Origin of the sequence: Mucilaginibacter achroorhodeus (assembly GCF_007846095.1) — a bacterium.
Taxonomy (GTDB): domain Bacteria; phylum Bacteroidota; class Bacteroidia; order Sphingobacteriales; family Sphingobacteriaceae; genus Mucilaginibacter; species Mucilaginibacter achroorhodeus.
The window spans coordinates 54,766-70,406 of the sequence record NZ_VOEI01000001.1 but is presented as its reverse complement, the minus strand read 5'-3'; the positions used below and the strand labels follow the sequence as shown (position 1 = coordinate 70,406).

Genomic DNA, 15,641 nt, shown 5'->3' with positions numbered 1-15,641 from the left:
CTTATTTTTTTGCCTTTAAATATTGTAATATCTTGCTTGTTTCATCAGGATATACACCGATGTGATGGGTGCGTATCATCACAGATTGCTGCTCGTTCACTATCGCTTTTGATGGCAATAATGGCATGTGGCAATCTATACATTTAGAGCGAAGTACAGCAGCATCGATTTTGCCTGTCATTTTGCAAAGGTTATGATTGGCGTTGCTGTGGCAGGTTTCGCATTTTGCAGCAAAGTACAAAGCCTCGTCGTGCTGTTTTTTATGCGGATCGTGGCAGCTTGAGCAATTCATTTTGGATGCGCTAAAGCACTTACTCGTTTTAAGCATTTCAAGCTGGTCGCCGTGTACATCCAGGTGCTTTAAATCCGGCGGCCCTGCAGAGGCGGCCCTTTTCTTAAAGTCGGCAAGTTTATCACCCGGTTTAAATTCAAATATCGAACGGCTATTATCAGTTTGCGTGCCCGAGTGACAGGTGCCGCAAAGGTCTGTTTGCTGCGTTTGTGAAAGCGATTGAATACGGGTGATATACTTCGCTGTTTTTATGTCCGGATTACTAAACTGATATTCGGCATGCTGCCTGCCGGGGCCATGGCATCTTTCGCAATCTATTTTTAGTACTACGGAGCTTTTATCAAAACCAACTGATTCGCCCGAAAAGCTGGCAACTTTGCCCGGCTCTGTTTTAGCGTAAGATGCGTGGCATTCCATGCATCTAAGATTAACCATCCTATCATAACTAGCTATGGTTGTATCAAACCCGGGGCTTACTATCCATTTGCTTTTGGTTTTGTCGTAAGAGACCGGTAGCTCAAATAATTCGTTTTCTTTCCAGTATAGATACGTCTCACCTTTTACGCCGCCTGTTACCAGGTCAATTCGTTCGCGGTTTACCTGCTGTCCGTTTATAAAACTTGCCTGGTACATCCCGCTGTCTGTTTTCTGCATCATGATGTGTGCATGATCATTATAGTACACAGAATCATTTCCCTTAAAAAAACTGCCATGAACACTACTATCAGGAGGGAGGGAAGATGCGAGATAATGCGCCGTATGTATATATGACTGATCGATATTTTTATGGCAGCTAATACATGTTTTGGCTCCCGTATAATCTTCACCTCGCGGATCTGTAGCAGCGATCTCCTTGTTGCTTAAGCATTGCGTAAGAATTGCAGCTACAGGTAAGAAAAACAGGGCGAACAGCACTAATCGCTTTCGAGGCATAATTTAAGCCGATTGGTTAAGTATATAATAATAATCATAATTATATGTGGCAATAAGTAAGGAACTGTAATGTTTCTGTTACATATTGATGGCAACGCCCAAAACGATACAAAACTGTATTCTGTCAAATTTAATTACCTGTAAATAAAAATATTATAAATTATAATAGTACTATGTATTGCATAATACCATGTAATGTTTATTTTTGCGTAAATACTTATTACAATGAACAGGCAAGTAAGATTTTTGATTATAGCCATAGGCGCATTAGCTTCAATGGCTGGATGTAACAGAGGTAGGACAACCCGCATCATCAACACAAGCGAAGATCATAAGCAGGAGATCAAATTTTCGGGAAGTGTGGTTTTCAGTCGCGATTCAACAAGTGTGGCGCATATTTCAGACAAGGGATATCTCTTCTTTGATGAGGATGGCAAGAAGTTAAGGGCTGAAAATGATGGTAAGAACCATGTGGTGTACAGCTTTGATGGCGACGGTTTTGTGAACTTGTTGTCGGCAGAGCAGAAAACCTTTTTGGCTCACGCTGTAAAAGTTATCATCCGCGAGCGTGCCAAACTGAACAGGTAGTTCAGTGAAAAATTTTGAGTTTCAATTTGAGTGTGTGAATACCTGCCGCCGCGAGGGTAGCAGGCATTTCTATGTTAAAGCGTGTCCAACTCTACTACTGTGATCTTGTCGAGGCCACTCACAACCTTCTCTGCCTTAGTTAGCACCTCAGGTGAGCCGATACCTACCGTTTTCATGCCACCATTTATGGCAGCTTCAATACCCGCAACGGCATCTTCAAATACCACACAATCAGCTGGCGATACGCCTAAGGCTTCAGCGCCTTTTAAGAATACTTCAGGGTCGGGTTTTGGGGCGCTTACGCTGTTGCCATCAATCACAGCATCAAAAAAAGATTGCAAATCTAATTTTTGCAATATATTAAGCGTGTTCTTACTGGCCGAGCCTATAGCCGTTTTAAGCCCCGCATTGCGGCATGCAATAACAAAATCTCTGACGCCGGGCAATATTTCAGAAGGTGTCATTGCGCCGATCATCTCGGTGTACCAGGTATTTTTGCGGTCGGCGAGTTCTATTTTTTGCTCGTTAGACATACCTTTAATTCCACCCCAGCCCAGTATCAGATCAAGGGAGGCCATACGGCTTACACCTTTTAGTTGCTCGTTCTGGTGTTCGGTAAAGTCGAACCCCAATTCGTTCGCAAGGCGTTTCCACGCTTTGTAATGGTAAACAGCGGTATCTACAAGAACACCATCGAGATCAAAAATGCAAGCCTTTATTTTCATTTTGTAAATGTAGCAGCCTTGTTAATAATCATTATAAATAATTATTAACATTATTTGGATTAATTATAAATAAATGTGACTTTTGTTGTCAGAAATGGTTACAACGCTTACAGAAACACAAACAGGGATTTGGGAAGATGTGTTCAGCACCAAAGCAGGGACAGTTTACCAGTGCGACTCCGAAACTTGCTGGTACATTAATTTTGCCGGTAAGGTGGCCAAATTTGATTACCGTTGTCTGCAAAAGCTTAAGAAAGCCGTTTACCACATTGATATCGAAGCTAAACTCCTCGATTCATCAAAAGATCCGGATGTTGAGATCATCTTCATTTGCGCTTGCGACCATACGTATATCCTCACACTCCTGCAGATCATCGAGCTCAAAGAATTGTTACAGGGCACATTTGTAATGTTGCAACTGAACAATATTCTTCACGATAAGCTGTACCGCACTGCTGTTTAATAATTTAGACTGAATTCATATTGCTTTTATTTTGAACGGATGGCTCAAATGAGCCGTATTATTGTTTAAATGCTTAAGTCGGCACACTTGTTGACTATAAAATTTAACAATAATCTAAATACACAATATGAAAGATCTGATCCGTGTAAAAAGCCTTCTTTCTACAGAAGTAGAAGAGCTTTTAAACCATCAAGTAAGGAAAGAAGCATTGTCTTCATCTATATATTTAGCCATGGCCTCATGGTGTAACCGTAACGGTTTTGATTATTCTTCAGAGTACTTTTTTAAGCAGGCAGAAGAAGAGCGCCATCACCAGCTAAAGTTTTACAAATACATTCTGGATATGGGCGGTAATGCCGTATCACCGGAGGTTACAGGCATCAAACAAGAGTATAATTCATTCCGCGAGGTATTTGAGGATGCGCTTGACCAGGAGATAAGCGTTACGCAATCTATCAAGAAGATCTACGCACGTTGCTTAAACGAGCAGGATTATGTAACCAATGAGTTTTTAAACTGGTTTCTGAAAGAGCAACGCGAGGAAGAATACAAAGCCCGCCGTGCGCTTGAGCTGTTTGAAGTTATTGGTGTTGAAGGTACCGGTGCGTGGGAAATTGACCGCCATGTTGGTAAAATCAAATACGACAGCGAAGCAGCCGATTAATTAATCGGTCATCAGTTTTAAAACATCTTTCTCCGAATACTCTTTTAGCCAGATATTGCCGGGAGATATAGTACAGACCGGCGCCCAATCGCACCGGTCTGTACATTCTATACGTATCACTTCTATATCCTGTCCGCTGTATTTGGCAAACCTCTTTGCTGCTTTATAAGTGTCTTTTCCGCCACGTTTAGCGCATTTGCTGCCGGTACATATAAACAACGTTTTATCAGGAACGGGGAACTTGCCCATATTAATTTCACTTTAGTAATTCAACTTACAAATATCGGGTTTGTTTTTGAGAGTGGTTTATTTGATGGGTTTATCGTTAACTCACCCCGACTACGCTTCGCTGGTCGACCCTCTCTGCTGCGCAAAGAGGGTAGGAGCTACACTGGTTGAACAAAGCAAGCATGCTGCTTGCGTGAGCTGAAAGCTTGCTTAACTTAGGGACGAAGTTACGCTATTGCTAAACTTCGACCAGTTGGCGGAGTAACTCACCCCGACTGCGCTATGCTGGTCGACCTCTCTGCTGCGCAAAGAGGGTAAGAGCTTCACTGGTTGAAGCTTGTAGCTTCGACCACAAACAAAGCAAGCATCCTGCTTGCGTAAGCTGAAAGCTTACACCATTTTGGGACGAAGTACGCTGTTGCTAAACATCGACCAGTTAGGCAGAGAGAGTTAGAATAAGCCCAATTCCCTCTTTTCGCAAACCGAAGAGATGGTGGTCAAGCGAAGCGATGACCGGGTGAGTAATTCTCCAGTAATTTAACCAACAAAAAAGGCCATACTCGCAGATGGCCTTCACAATATTTTAAACAAAGCTTATTCAGCTTTAGCAGGTTCTTCTTCTTTAATTCCGTAAGGTGCAAGCATCTTAAGAAATGATGCTAATTTCTCTTTCATCTCCCTGCGGTCAACGATGAAATCAAGGAAACCGTGCTCTAATACAAATTCTGCTGTTTGAAAACCTTTAGGCAGGTCTTTCTTAATAGTTTCTTTAATAACGCGTGGGCCGGCAAAACCTATTAATGCGCCGGGTTCAGCAATGTTGATATCGCCAAGCATTGCATACGATGCGGTAACACCACCTGTTGTAGGGTCGGTTAATAAAGATATGTACGGAACTTTAGCTTGTGCCAGCAACGCCAGCTTTGCTGATGTTTTAGCCATCTGCATCAGCGAGAAAGCAGCCTCCATCATACGTGCACCGCCCGATTTTGAGATCATCAGGAAGGGCACTTTGTGCTCAATGCTGTAATCGATAGAACGGGCAATCTTTTCGCCCACAACAGAACCCATTGAGCCGCCTATAAAGTTAAAATCCATACAGGCAATAACAATGTCCTGTCCGTTCATTTTGCCAACGGCAGCACGGATAGCATCGGTAAGGCCGGTTTTACTTTGAGTTTCTTTAAGCCTGTCGCTGTATTTTTTGCTGTCGGTAAAATTTAAGGGGTCGCCAGAATGAAGTTCTGCAAATAGTTCGGTAAACTGGTTCTCATCAAACAGTACCGAAAAGTATTCTTTAGAGCCTATACGTAAGTGAAAACCGCAATAGTGGCAAACGTACTGGTTTTCAACTTGTTCAGAGTAGTGAAGCGGTTTTTTACAATTTGGGCACTTGTTCCATATACCGTCCGGTGCTTCCTTCTTCTCCTCTGTAGTGGTAATAATGCCTTTAATTTCGCGCTTAAACCAAGCCATATCTTAAAAGTGGTTAAAAGTAACTGCAAAGAAACAAAAAAAGCTTGTAATTGATTGCAGAAATTTAACCGGCACACTATGCTTCGGTTTATAAAGCATTTAGTGTTGTATTTCAGGCAGTAACCTACCGGGCTTGTTGTATATATTACACTATTAACTTTCTACGAATGCCTATTAAACAGGTAGCATTATTTTGATTGCACCTAATTCGCTTATATTTCAGCTTATTAAATCAAAAATAGATGATAATAATTATGCAAAACATTAAATTTTTATAACTTCGAAGCCCAAACAAATGCTCATGGATTTAAAAAATTATAAAGGCGTTCTGCACGGCGATCAAGTGCAGGAACTATTTGAAGCAGCTAAAAAACATCAGTTTGCATTACCTGCAGTAAACGTAATTGGTACAAACTCTGTTAACGCTGTAATGGAAACTGCCAAGGCAGTTAATTCTCCTGTAATTATTCAGTTATCAAACGGTGGTGCGCAGTTTTACGCAGGCAAATCATTAGATAACTCAAAACTGCAAGCCTGCATTTTGGGCGCTGTATCTGCAGCTAAACACGTGCATTTATTAGCCGAGCACTACGGTGTTGCGGTTATTTTACATACAGACCATGCCGCAAAAAAATTATTGCCATGGATAGATGGTTTATTAGAGCACGGCGAAAAGTTCTTTGCTGAAACCGGCAAGCCATTGTTCTCATCACACATGCTTGACCTTTCTGAAGAGCCTATTGAAGAGAACATCGAGATCTCGGCTAAATATTTACAACGTATGGCTAAAATGGACATGACTGTTGAGATAGAGCTTGGTGTAACCGGTGGTGAAGAAGATGGTGTTGACAACTCTGATGTTGACAGCTCACGCCTTTACACCCAGCCTGAAGAAGTTGCTTACGCTTACGAAGAATTATCAAAAGTTAGCCACCGTTTTACTGTTGCGGCTGCCTTTGGTAATGTACACGGTGTATACAAACCGGGTAATGTTAAATTGATGCCGGTTATCCTGCACAACTCACAAGAGTTTTTGAAAGAGAAACATAACCTTACTGCCGACAAACCTATCAACTTTGTTTTCCATGGTGGTTCTGGTTCAAGCCAGGAAGAGATTCGCGAAGCTATCTCTTACGGTGCAATCAAAATGAATATCGATACCGATATGCAATGGGCTTTCTGGGAAGGTATTAAGGATTACTATCAATCAAAGGAAGCTTACCTGCAATCGCAGATTGGAAGCCCTGATGGCGACGATTCTCCGAACAAAAAATATTACGATCCACGCGTATGGTTGCGTAAAGGCGAAGAAACTTTTGTTAAACGCTTAACAGATGCTTTTGCCGACCTTAACTGCCTTGATGTGAATAGCAAATTGTAACAATATAGCTAAAAGGAGTTTAAAGCGCCAATGTTGAAAAACATTGGCGCTTTTTTTTAGTTGTGGCTAAATACCCTACAAATCATGGCCATACAAAAACACCGCAACAAAAACTTTTTTGAAAGATTTGCTAACTGGGCAACCATTGCTACAGGTAGCTCTGCTGCTTTTATCGCCGCAACAGCCGTCATTATTATTTGGATCATAACCGGGCCGGTATTCAAATACTCTGATACATGGCAATTGGTTATCAATACAGGCACAACAATCATTACCTTTTTAATGGTATTCCTGATCCAGAAATCGCAGAATAAGGATTCAAAAGCGGTACACTTAAAGCTGAACGAGTTGCTGGCATCTCACCAGGGAGCAAGTAACCGTATGGTGAACATTGAGGATCTTACCGAAACTGAACTTGACCAGTTAGCCAAATTTTATGTGAAATTGGCTAAATTGGCGGGACAAGATGATGATATCACGTGCACGCACTCGATAGACGCTGCGGAGGAGAATCACAACGAAAAGATAACCAGCCTGAAAACCAAAAAGCATTATCAAAATGCCGTTAGAAACAGAAGCAAAACGCATAAGTGACCCAATTGATCTTGAAAAAGCATTTGCCATAAGGCGCGAAGTTTTTGTTGACGGACAAAATTGCCCACCTGATCTGGAGAGCGAGTTTAATGATGATGCTACGCACTTCCTGGCGACTGTTGAGGGCCAACCTGCCGGCGCTGCCCGTTATCGAAAAACCGATAAAGGGTACAAATTAGAACGTTTTGCGGTACTGGACAAATACCGTGGCTACGGTATAGGGCAGGCTTTGATAAAAGCTGTTTTAGCAGATCTGCCTGCCCATGCCACCTATGTTTATCTACACGCGCAAGTGCAGGCGGTAGGCTTGTATGAAAAATTCGGCTTCAAGCCTTCGGGCCCGCAATTTGAAGAAGCGGGTATTCAGCATTACAAAATGGTGAAAGAGGATTGAGGTAGTGTAGGGAATAATATTTTGTTTAAATTTTAAAAATAAAATATTATTTTGAGATATTCAGATATCGCCATGAATAACTTAGACTTTAAAATTGCCTTCCGCACTTTTTTAAAAGCGAAATGGTATAACTTATTAAACATCTTAGGTCTTTCTTTAGGTCTGGCCGCATTCATATTTGTAACGCTGTACGTAGATCATGAAACCAGCTACGATAAGTGGAACAAAAATTATAAGCGCGTTTATTTAGTAGAGCGCGAGTTGCCCAATGGCCCATCGCCTTACACACCGGCACCATTAGCAGCTACCTTAAAAGCCCAATGCCCGGAGATAGAGGAAGTCGGCAGGACAAATACTGCGCTATTTCAGATACCTTTTTATACATCCGACGGTAGATTTTTGATCAAGAAATGGGCCGGTGCCGATTATTCTATTGCAAAAATATTAGGTATAAAGCCTAAAGGTTTTAACCTAAAGCCCGACAGTCAGTTACCTACCACTTTACTCTCAAAGGAAACCGCTGAGGTGCTGTTCCCGAAACACGAAACCATCATCAACAAAACGGTGAATATGATGTCGAAGTCAGGTATGCCTTTTACCGTGGCAGGTGTGGTAGATGATATACCCGGTAATACCAATTTCAAATTTGATTGCATTGGTTTTTCAAACGATATTGCTTCGGGCAAGGATCAGAGCTATGGCAGCCGTGTTTTCCAAACGTATATCCTGGTAAAGCCCGACGCCGATATTGCGCAATTATCAAAAAAAATAGACGCTATTTACAAAAAAGCGGCACTGGCCGATACCAGCAGGGCAGCGCGTGAATCCATTAGTCCGGACGCACCGGCCATATACCTGGATGCTTTGCAGAACCTGCACCTTAAACCGCATTATGGTTCGCCGGTCGGCGATCATATCGTAAAGGGACTGATGGCGCTGGCCATCATCATACTGGTGGTTACCGGCGTAAACTTTACCAATCTTTACATCACGCAAGCCAGCAGGCGAGCCAAAGAGGTTGGCATAAAGAAAGTGAATGGCATAAAAAAGGGTAAGATAGCGCTGCAATTCATATTGGAGATTTTTATCCAGTGCCTTATAGGTTTAGCTATTGCGTTTGTGCTGGTTGTTGCGGGCCTTCCTTATTTCAATCAATTATTGCGTGTCGATCTGCTCATTTCAGGCATTGGACTAAATATAGTCATTCAGTTAATTGCAATGCTGATAGCGTTGACACTGCTTGCAGGCGTTTATCCTGCTTTGCTAATGGCGGGCTTTAATCCGGCTGTGGTGCTTCGCGGCGATCAGTTTACGGCAGGAGGGCGGTTATCATGGCTTAAAACAGGCATCACCGTGCTGCAGTTTACTTTTGCTATTGTTTTTGTGATAACATTGGTGGTAATAAACCAGCAAATAAGATACATGCGCACACAAGATGCAGGGTTTACCGCAAGGCAAGTAGTGTATGTGGATAACCTGGCGATCTTTAACACTCCGGATAAATTTACTCCTGTCCGCGACCGAATTAAAGCCATCCCCGGCGTTAAGCATGTAACGGTAAGTACGAATGTGCCAGGCGGGATCAAGCCGGTATCTAACGAGTATACGGTAAACAACAAGGCGCTTACCATGAACACGATTGGGGTTGATTACGATTATTTTGAAACGCTCAATATCAACTTACAGCAGGGCCGCTTCTTTAACCAATCGTTCCCCGGTGATTCGGTGAACGTGATTTTGAATAATGCAGCTGTTAAGGCGTTAGGATTGCAAAACCCGGTTGGTGCAACCATCAACGGTTGTGGCGGTAGCTACAAGGTGATTGGCGTAAGTAAAGATATTAAAGCCTACGGCTTTGAAGAGAACGTACAGCCAACAGTTTACCTGATGAAAGATAATTGCGGTTTATCCAAAACACAGATCATGATCAGCGCCGAAAGCAAAGCCATAGCGCCCATGCTTAAAACGCTTAACGCTCAATGGAAAGACATCAACAAATTAGATGGCGATACATTCAGCTACCACTTTTTAGATGAGCTGTACGGGCAACTGTTCATCAGGCAGGAGCAACTGCAATCTGTACTCTATTTCTTCTCGGCACTGGCGGTATTCATAGCTTCGCTGGGGACATTTTCATCTGCTGCCAATGCCATACGCATCCGCACAAAAGAGATCGCTATCAGAAAGGTTTTTGGTGCTATGGGCCGACAGTTGATGGCTACGCTTAGCAAACCGTTTTTCTATGCCGTGATACTGGCTAATGTCATCGCGTGGCCGCTATCATTTATTTTGACGTACAAGTGGTTGCAAACTTTTGCATATCGTATCCAGCTCACGCTAACGCCATTCGCCTTGGCCTTAGGTATTTCGCTGTCAATCGTGTTGTTTACGGTTTGCTTGCAGGTGCTAAGGGCAGTAAGATTTAATCCTGCCAGCAAACTAAAAATGTAGATTAACCGAATACCTTCGACGAATAATCCATAGCCTCGGCAAGTTTATCGAGGTCGAGATCTAATGGCACGTTTTGATGGAGTAAAAAAGCCACAAGGTTTTCAGTCGCGATATTACCGGTGAGATCGTCTTTGGCCATTGGGCAACCGCCGTAGCCTTTAAGCGCTACATCAAATTTATTGCAACCGGCTTCGTATGCGGCGGCTATCTTTTCCTGCCAGGTATCAGGGGTAGAGTGTAGGTGAACACCAAACTCGGTTATGTCTGATAGTTTCTTCAAGGATGGGTACAAACTACTTATCTGTTCCGGTTTGGCAATGCCAATGGTATCAGAAAGGGCAATGTAACCAATGCCTTCGTCTATCATCTTTTGCGTCCAGTTTAAAACGATGTCGTTGCTCCACTCATCCCCATAAGGATTGCCAAAACCCATAGACAAGTAGATAAGCAATGCCTTATTATTGGCAGCGCACAGATCGTTAATACATTTAACATCGTCAAATGCTTTATCGATTGTCGTGTTTGCATTCCGCATCTGGAAGGTCTCTGAAATGGAGAAGGGATAACCCAGATAGGAGATCTCCTCATGTTTTACTGCATCTTCAGCGCCGCGGTAATTAGCAATAATGGCTAATAATTTAGAGCGGGTTGTACTCAGGTCGAGTTTGCTTAAAACCTCAGCGGTATCCCGCATTTGCGGTATCGCTTTAGGCGAAACAAAGCTGCCGAAGTCAATGGTTTCAAAACCTACTTGCAGCAGTAGGTTTATGTAAGCTACCTTAACGTCAGTAGGTACAAAATCATGCAGGCCCTGCATGGCATCACGCGGGCATTCGGTAATCTTTATATGATCGGTCATTTAATCAGGTTGTGATACTTGCTGATGTTTATCTACAAGTTCTTCTCGTTTAAAATTACGGATTATTAAACGGCTGCCGCCATTGTAGGTTACATAGCTGGCCACCCAATTGATAAACACGATCACCTTGTTACGCCCACCCATCAACGAAATGAGGTGCACAAACATCCATATCAACCATGCAAAAAATCCCTGGAACTTCAATTTACCAAGATCTGCAATAGCTTTGTTACGACCAATAGTAGCCAATGATCCTTTATCGTTGTATTTGAAGGCCTCGGTAGGCTCGCCGTTTATTAAGCGGATAATATTTTTGCCGGTAATTTCCCCCATTTGTATGGCTACCTGTGCTACACCCGGGTGTCCTTTAGGCGTTTCTGGTGTTATCATAGCGGCCACATCGCCAATAGCAAAGATATTCTGGCTGCCTACCACGCGGCAAATGTTATCGATCTTAATGCGGTTACCGCGTTCAATGGCATCTTTTTCAATACCATCGGGCACAACACCCATAACACCGGCACTCCAGATCACATTTTTAGTTGCAATACTTTTGCCGCCCTCAAATTTTATCTCTTCACCGTTATAGCTTTCTACCTTAACGCCCAGCAGGAGTTCAACGCCCATCTTCTTTAAAAACTCCTCTGCAGCTTTTGAGCCTTCATCGGAGAAAGGGCCCAATACCTTCGGCAGAAAATCTACGAGGTAAACCTTCATCTCATCTTTAGCCAGTTCGGGGTAGTCTTTATCCAATACGTGATTGCGTAATTCTGCCAAAGCCCCTGCAAGCTCTACACCGGTAGGGCCGGCGCCAACCAATACGAAGGATAGGTACGGCGCTCTTTCTTCACGAGAGGGCTTTAAAATAGCTTCCTCGAGATTTTGCAGCACCATGTATCTCAGGTTCATAGCCTCCGGTATCGATTTCATCGGCATGGCGAAATGCTCTATCTCTTTATTACCAAAGAAATTGGTGGTAGAGCCGGTGGCGATAACCAGGTAATCGTATTTGATCGGGCCAATATCTGTATGAACCGTATTCAATACCTTATCGATGCCTAACACCTCAGTATGCCTGAAACGCAGGTTCTTTTGATTGTCGAAGTTCTTTCTAAGCGAGAAAGCAATAGATTCGGCCTCTAAGCTGCCGGTCGCCACCTGGTAAAGCAGCGGCTGAAAAGTATGGTAATTATGTTTATCGATGAGGATAACCTCAACCGGTTTATCTTTCAATTGCTTGGCCACCTGAATCCCGCCGAAACCGCCGCCTATGATAACTACCGTTGGGAATTTTGATGTATTTATTGCATCCATGCCGTTTATTTTGTTTGTTTTAGAAAGCCCTTCAAACCTGTCTACAAGGAAGATTTAAAACACATTATACACTGTTGGGCTAATAGTTGTAAAACAAAAAAGACTCCAAAAGTTCTTTGAAGTCTTTTAAAATAAATTTTATGACACTTTAAATAGTAATTGATCTCGCTTGATCAAGTACTATTCAGTTTTGTTATTTCAGCTTCTTATCACCGAAGTCAACAATTACCGGTGAGGCAACGCAAATTGATGAATAAGTACCAAACAGTACACCTATCAATAATGCGAATGAGAAACCACGGATAACGTCACCACCAAATGCGAACAACACAACCAATATCAACACCACGGTTAATGCGGTGATGATGGTACGGCTTAAAGTATTGTTAATGGCGTGGTTAATAACTTCGCCCTGATCCGGGTTTTTCTCATTATGTAAAAACTCGCGGATACGGTCAAACACAACAACGGTATCATTAATAGAGTAACCTATAACGGTAAGCAAAGCTGCTATAAAGGCCTGGTCGATATCTAAAGAGAACGGAAGAACATCTTTAAACAAAGAGAAGAACGATAATACCAGCAATGAATCGTGCGCGGTTGCAACCATTGCACCCAAGCTAAACTGCCATCTGCGGAAACGGATAAGGATATACGCAGAGATAACAATAATAGCGATGATGATGGTCCACTTGGCAGATGATTTGACTTCGTTGGCAACGGTAGCTTCTACCTTTTGGTGGCTTAATATGTTATCAGCCGTGATCTTGGTAGCAGGGTTAGCCGATAAAGCTTTGATCAAAGCAGCTTCAACTTTAGCATCAGCGCTTTCTACGTTATCATTGATGAGGTAGTTAGTAGTAATGCTGATCTTATCAGAACCGTAAGTTTTAACTTCGGTACCTCGGCCAAGCGTAGCATCTACAGCATCATGTACCTGCTCTGTAGTAACAGATGGGGCAAACTTAACAACGTAAGTACGGCCACCGCCAAAATCTACACCATAGTTAAAACCACGGGTAAACATTGATATTAAACCGGCAAGTATGAACAAGCCAGAGAATGCGTAGAACTTGTAACGGTTTTTAACAAACTTGTAGTTTGCGTTTTTAAAAGTATGTGAGCTCCAAGGGCGAGAGAATTTGATATCCCAGCCTTTTTCAAGCATATATTCAAATATCAACCTTGAGATCAGTAATGAACAGAACAAAGTGGTTATAATACCGATCATCAACGTGGTAGCAAAACCCTGGATAGGGCCCGAGCCGAATACGAATAATATAACACCTGTTAAGAATGTACTGATGTTGGCATCCAAGATTGATGGCAATGCGTGTTTAAAACCATCAGCAATGGCAATGCGTAATGATTTGCCTGCATTAAGTTCTTCACGAACGCGCTCGTAAACCAATACGTTGGCATCCACCGCCACACCCAATATCAAAATGATACCGGCAATACCAGGCAGCGTTAATACCGCACGGATGCTTACCAATACACCCATCAGGAAGAATACGTTAACCAATACCGCAACAACGGCTACTGTACCTGCACGGTTGTAATAAGCGATCATGAATATCAGGATCACAACTAAACCAAGTATACATGATAGCAAACCTGCGCTGATAGCTTCCTGGCCTAATGACGGACCTACTACTGCCTCACCAATGATACGGGCAGGAGCTAATAAACGGCCTGCTTTTAACACGTTGGCTAAGTCTTTGGTATCTTCCTGGGTAAAGTTACCGCCGGAGATAGATGAGACACCACCGGTGATTTCGTTCTGTACGTTAGGAGCAGAATATACATTATCATCAAGAACAATCGCAATGGCTTTTTTACCACCGCCTGCAGAAGCTTCTGCGGTAACGTTTTTCCATTTTTGTGCACCCTGAGAGTTCATGTACATGGTAACTTCAAAGCCGCCTTTCAATTGGTCAACATCGCTGCGTGCATCAGTGATCACATCACCGTTTAGCACCGCGCCATTTTCAGCACCTGATAACTTGATAGCAAACAGGGTAAATCTTTTTGTGCCTTTTTCAGGTTTTACGCTCCAAAGCAGTTTCAGGTTTTGTGGTAACACCGCTTTAACATCAGCACTACGCAGGTATGCATCTACTTTAGCAGTATCTTTTTGCTCGGCAGAACCAACCATTGGGCCGGGAGCCAACTGAGGCGAACCATCTTGCCCCTGGTAAACCATTGGGGTTAAAACAGCAAACAATGGGTTTTGTGCAGCCAGCTGCGATTTGTTATTTACACCGGCTGAATCTTTAGCAGCACCGGTTTTGATCTTGCTTAATAATGAAGAAGCAGAATCTTTTTTATTAGCATTAGCAGCAACTTTAGCAGTATCTGCCTTGGCAGCCTTTGTAGTATCTTCTTTTGGAGCTGTTTTGTTTTTAGCGTTTGCCGCAAGAATACCGTTAACGTTATTAAGCAAACCGTAGATCTCGCTGTTATCAAAAGTTTGGTAGAACTCCAGTTTCGCAGTTCCTGATAACAATTTACGAACACGCTCTGGTTCTTTAACACCAGGTAGCTCAATAAGGATACGGTTAGTGCTTTTTTGTAACTGAATGTTTGGTTGTGTTACACCAAACTGGTCAATACGTTTTTGCAATACGGTGTATGATTGTTGAACTGCAGTATTGGCCTGGTCTTTCAGGTAAGCTTCAACTTCGCTGTTTGATGAGTTGAATTTTAATTTATCCTGGTTGTTGTTGTTAGCAAAAATAGTAGCCAGTTTGCCATTAGGATTAAGCTTCTGGTACTCATCAACAAAAAGGGTAATGTAATCCTTTTGCTCGGTTACCGTTCTTGCCTGCGCGTTAGCTAACGCCTGGTTAAAAACAACATCTTTGTTTTTGTTTGAAAGCTCGGTCACCAACTCGCGCAAAGATATTTGCATGGTAACATTCATACCGCCTTTTAAGTCCAAACCTAAAGCAAGTGCGTTATCAACACAATACTGGTAAGTATGCCCAAAAACCGGGTAAACCGGTTGCGTAGAAATAGAATCAAGATATGCCCTTTCTTTTTCGGCATTGCCTTTGGCGTACGCTTTAGCATCGCTCTCAACTTTGTGCGTCACCCATGTAAATGATAGCTGGTATAAACATACCACAGCCAGCACAATGGCGAAAAATTTAATAACCCCTTTACCTTGCATTGCGAATTAAATATGTAATGAATTAGTTTATAAGCTTTTTAAATAAGACGGCAAATCTAATAAAATTTCACAAGCATGAAATTTTTAATTGAAACAAAATCTCT

General features: G+C 42.5%; 14 protein-coding genes. 7 read left to right on the top strand and 7 right to left on the bottom strand.

Annotated elements, in window-relative coordinates:
* Position 1: 1 nt before the first annotated feature.
* Positions 2-1,225, bottom strand: coding sequence for a multiheme c-type cytochrome (locus tag FPZ42_RS00345; protein WP_146268514.1), 1,224 nt, complete (start codon positions 1,223-1,225; stop codon positions 2-4).
* A gap of 225 nt (positions 1,226-1,450) precedes the next feature.
* On the opposite strand from FPZ42_RS00345, the gene FPZ42_RS00340 reads away from it, so the two are divergent.
* Positions 1,451-1,813: a hypothetical protein gene (locus tag FPZ42_RS00340; protein WP_146268513.1), complete on the top strand. Its 363-nt coding sequence runs from the start codon at positions 1,451-1,453 to the stop codon at positions 1,811-1,813.
* Positions 1,814-1,887: 74 nt separating this feature from the next.
* On the opposite strand, the gene pgmB is transcribed toward FPZ42_RS00340, so the two are convergent.
* Positions 1,888-2,538: a beta-phosphoglucomutase gene (pgmB, locus tag FPZ42_RS00335; RefSeq protein WP_146268512.1), complete on the bottom strand. Its 651-nt coding sequence runs from the start codon at positions 2,536-2,538 to the stop codon at positions 1,888-1,890.
* A gap of 94 nt (positions 2,539-2,632) precedes the next feature.
* Between pgmB and FPZ42_RS00330 the strand changes: the two genes are divergently transcribed.
* The gene (locus FPZ42_RS00330; RefSeq protein ID WP_146268511.1) at positions 2,633-3,001 is read left to right on the top strand and encodes a hypothetical protein; all 369 of its coding nucleotides are present in this window, start codon (positions 2,633-2,635) and stop codon (positions 2,999-3,001) included.
* A gap of 127 nt (positions 3,002-3,128) precedes the next feature.
* Complete coding sequence (locus FPZ42_RS00325) at positions 3,129-3,665, top strand: ferritin (protein WP_146268510.1); 537 nt, start codon at positions 3,129-3,131, stop codon at positions 3,663-3,665.
* Here FPZ42_RS00325 and FPZ42_RS00320 read toward each other — a convergent pair whose 3' ends face one another.
* Positions 3,666-3,914, bottom strand: a complete 249-nt coding sequence (locus tag FPZ42_RS00320; protein ID WP_146268509.1) for a (2Fe-2S) ferredoxin domain-containing protein — start codon at positions 3,912-3,914, stop codon at positions 3,666-3,668.
* A 573-nt stretch (positions 3,915-4,487) separates the two neighbouring features.
* Positions 4,488-5,369 (bottom strand): acetyl-CoA carboxylase, carboxyltransferase subunit beta, encoded by an 882-nt coding sequence (accD, locus tag FPZ42_RS00315; protein WP_146268508.1) that lies wholly within the window; start codon positions 5,367-5,369, stop codon positions 4,488-4,490.
* 301 nt (positions 5,370-5,670) lie between these two features.
* Between accD and fbaA the strand changes: the two genes are divergently transcribed.
* From fbaA to FPZ42_RS00295, 4 genes are all read left to right on the top strand, one after another.
* Positions 5,671-6,750, top strand: coding sequence for a class II fructose-bisphosphate aldolase (fbaA, locus tag FPZ42_RS00310; protein WP_146268507.1), 1,080 nt, complete (start codon positions 5,671-5,673; stop codon positions 6,748-6,750).
* A gap of 84 nt (positions 6,751-6,834) precedes the next feature.
* Positions 6,835-7,344, top strand: coding sequence for a low affinity iron permease family protein (locus tag FPZ42_RS00305; protein ID WP_146268506.1), 510 nt, complete (start codon positions 6,835-6,837; stop codon positions 7,342-7,344).
* Positions 7,310-7,738, top strand: coding sequence for a GNAT family N-acetyltransferase (locus FPZ42_RS00300; RefSeq protein WP_146268505.1), 429 nt, complete (start codon positions 7,310-7,312; stop codon positions 7,736-7,738). The genes FPZ42_RS00305 and FPZ42_RS00300 overlap by 35 nt, the downstream gene beginning before the upstream one ends.
* A 72-nt stretch (positions 7,739-7,810) precedes the next feature.
* Entirely contained in the window at positions 7,811-10,189 is a 2,379-nt protein-coding gene (locus tag FPZ42_RS00295; protein ID WP_146268504.1) for an ABC transporter permease, read from the top strand.
* 1 nt (position 10,190) lies between these two features.
* On the opposite strand, the gene FPZ42_RS00290 is transcribed toward FPZ42_RS00295, so the two are convergent.
* From FPZ42_RS00290 to secDF, 3 genes are all read right to left on the bottom strand, one after another.
* A complete protein-coding gene (locus FPZ42_RS00290) occupies positions 10,191-11,048 on the bottom strand; it encodes a hydroxymethylglutaryl-CoA lyase (RefSeq protein WP_146268503.1) in 858 nt (285 codons plus the stop codon).
* Complete coding sequence (locus FPZ42_RS00285; RefSeq protein ID WP_146268502.1) at positions 11,049-12,362, bottom strand: NAD(P)/FAD-dependent oxidoreductase; 1,314 nt, start codon at positions 12,360-12,362, stop codon at positions 11,049-11,051.
* A 193-nt stretch (positions 12,363-12,555) separates the two neighbouring features.
* Positions 12,556-15,537 (bottom strand): protein translocase subunit SecDF, encoded by a 2,982-nt coding sequence (gene secDF / locus FPZ42_RS00280; RefSeq protein WP_146268501.1) that lies wholly within the window; start codon positions 15,535-15,537, stop codon positions 12,556-12,558.
* Between the last annotated feature and the right edge of the window lie 104 nt (positions 15,538-15,641).

Bases quoted from the DNA above. Each gene is read 5' to 3' on its own strand.
- FPZ42_RS00345 (WP_146268514.1), bottom strand. From the start codon at position 1,225: ATGCCTCGAAAGCGATTAGTGCTGTTCGCCCTGTTTTTCTTACCTGTA.
- FPZ42_RS00340 (WP_146268513.1), top strand. From the start codon at position 1,451: ATGAACAGGCAAGTAAGATTTTTGATTATAGCCATAGGCGCATTAGCT.
- pgmB (WP_146268512.1), bottom strand. From the start codon at position 2,538: ATGAAAATAAAGGCTTGCATTTTTGATCTCGATGGTGTTCTTGTAGAT.
- FPZ42_RS00330 (WP_146268511.1), top strand. From the start codon at position 2,633: ATGGTTACAACGCTTACAGAAACACAAACAGGGATTTGGGAAGATGTG.
- FPZ42_RS00325 (WP_146268510.1), top strand. From the start codon at position 3,129: ATGAAAGATCTGATCCGTGTAAAAAGCCTTCTTTCTACAGAAGTAGAA.
- FPZ42_RS00320 (WP_146268509.1), bottom strand. From the start codon at position 3,914: ATGGGCAAGTTCCCCGTTCCTGATAAAACGTTGTTTATATGTACCGGC.
- accD (WP_146268508.1), bottom strand. From the start codon at position 5,369: ATGGCTTGGTTTAAGCGCGAAATTAAAGGCATTATTACCACTACAGAG.
- fbaA (WP_146268507.1), top strand. From the start codon at position 5,671: ATGGATTTAAAAAATTATAAAGGCGTTCTGCACGGCGATCAAGTGCAG.
- FPZ42_RS00305 (WP_146268506.1), top strand. From the start codon at position 6,835: ATGGCCATACAAAAACACCGCAACAAAAACTTTTTTGAAAGATTTGCT.
- FPZ42_RS00300 (WP_146268505.1), top strand. From the start codon at position 7,310: ATGCCGTTAGAAACAGAAGCAAAACGCATAAGTGACCCAATTGATCTT.
- FPZ42_RS00295 (WP_146268504.1), top strand. From the start codon at position 7,811: ATGAATAACTTAGACTTTAAAATTGCCTTCCGCACTTTTTTAAAAGCG.
- FPZ42_RS00290 (WP_146268503.1), bottom strand. From the start codon at position 11,048: ATGACCGATCATATAAAGATTACCGAATGCCCGCGTGATGCCATGCAG.
- FPZ42_RS00285 (WP_146268502.1), bottom strand. From the start codon at position 12,362: ATGGATGCAATAAATACATCAAAATTCCCAACGGTAGTTATCATAGGC.
- secDF (WP_146268501.1), bottom strand. From the start codon at position 15,537: ATGCAAGGTAAAGGGGTTATTAAATTTTTCGCCATTGTGCTGGCTGTG.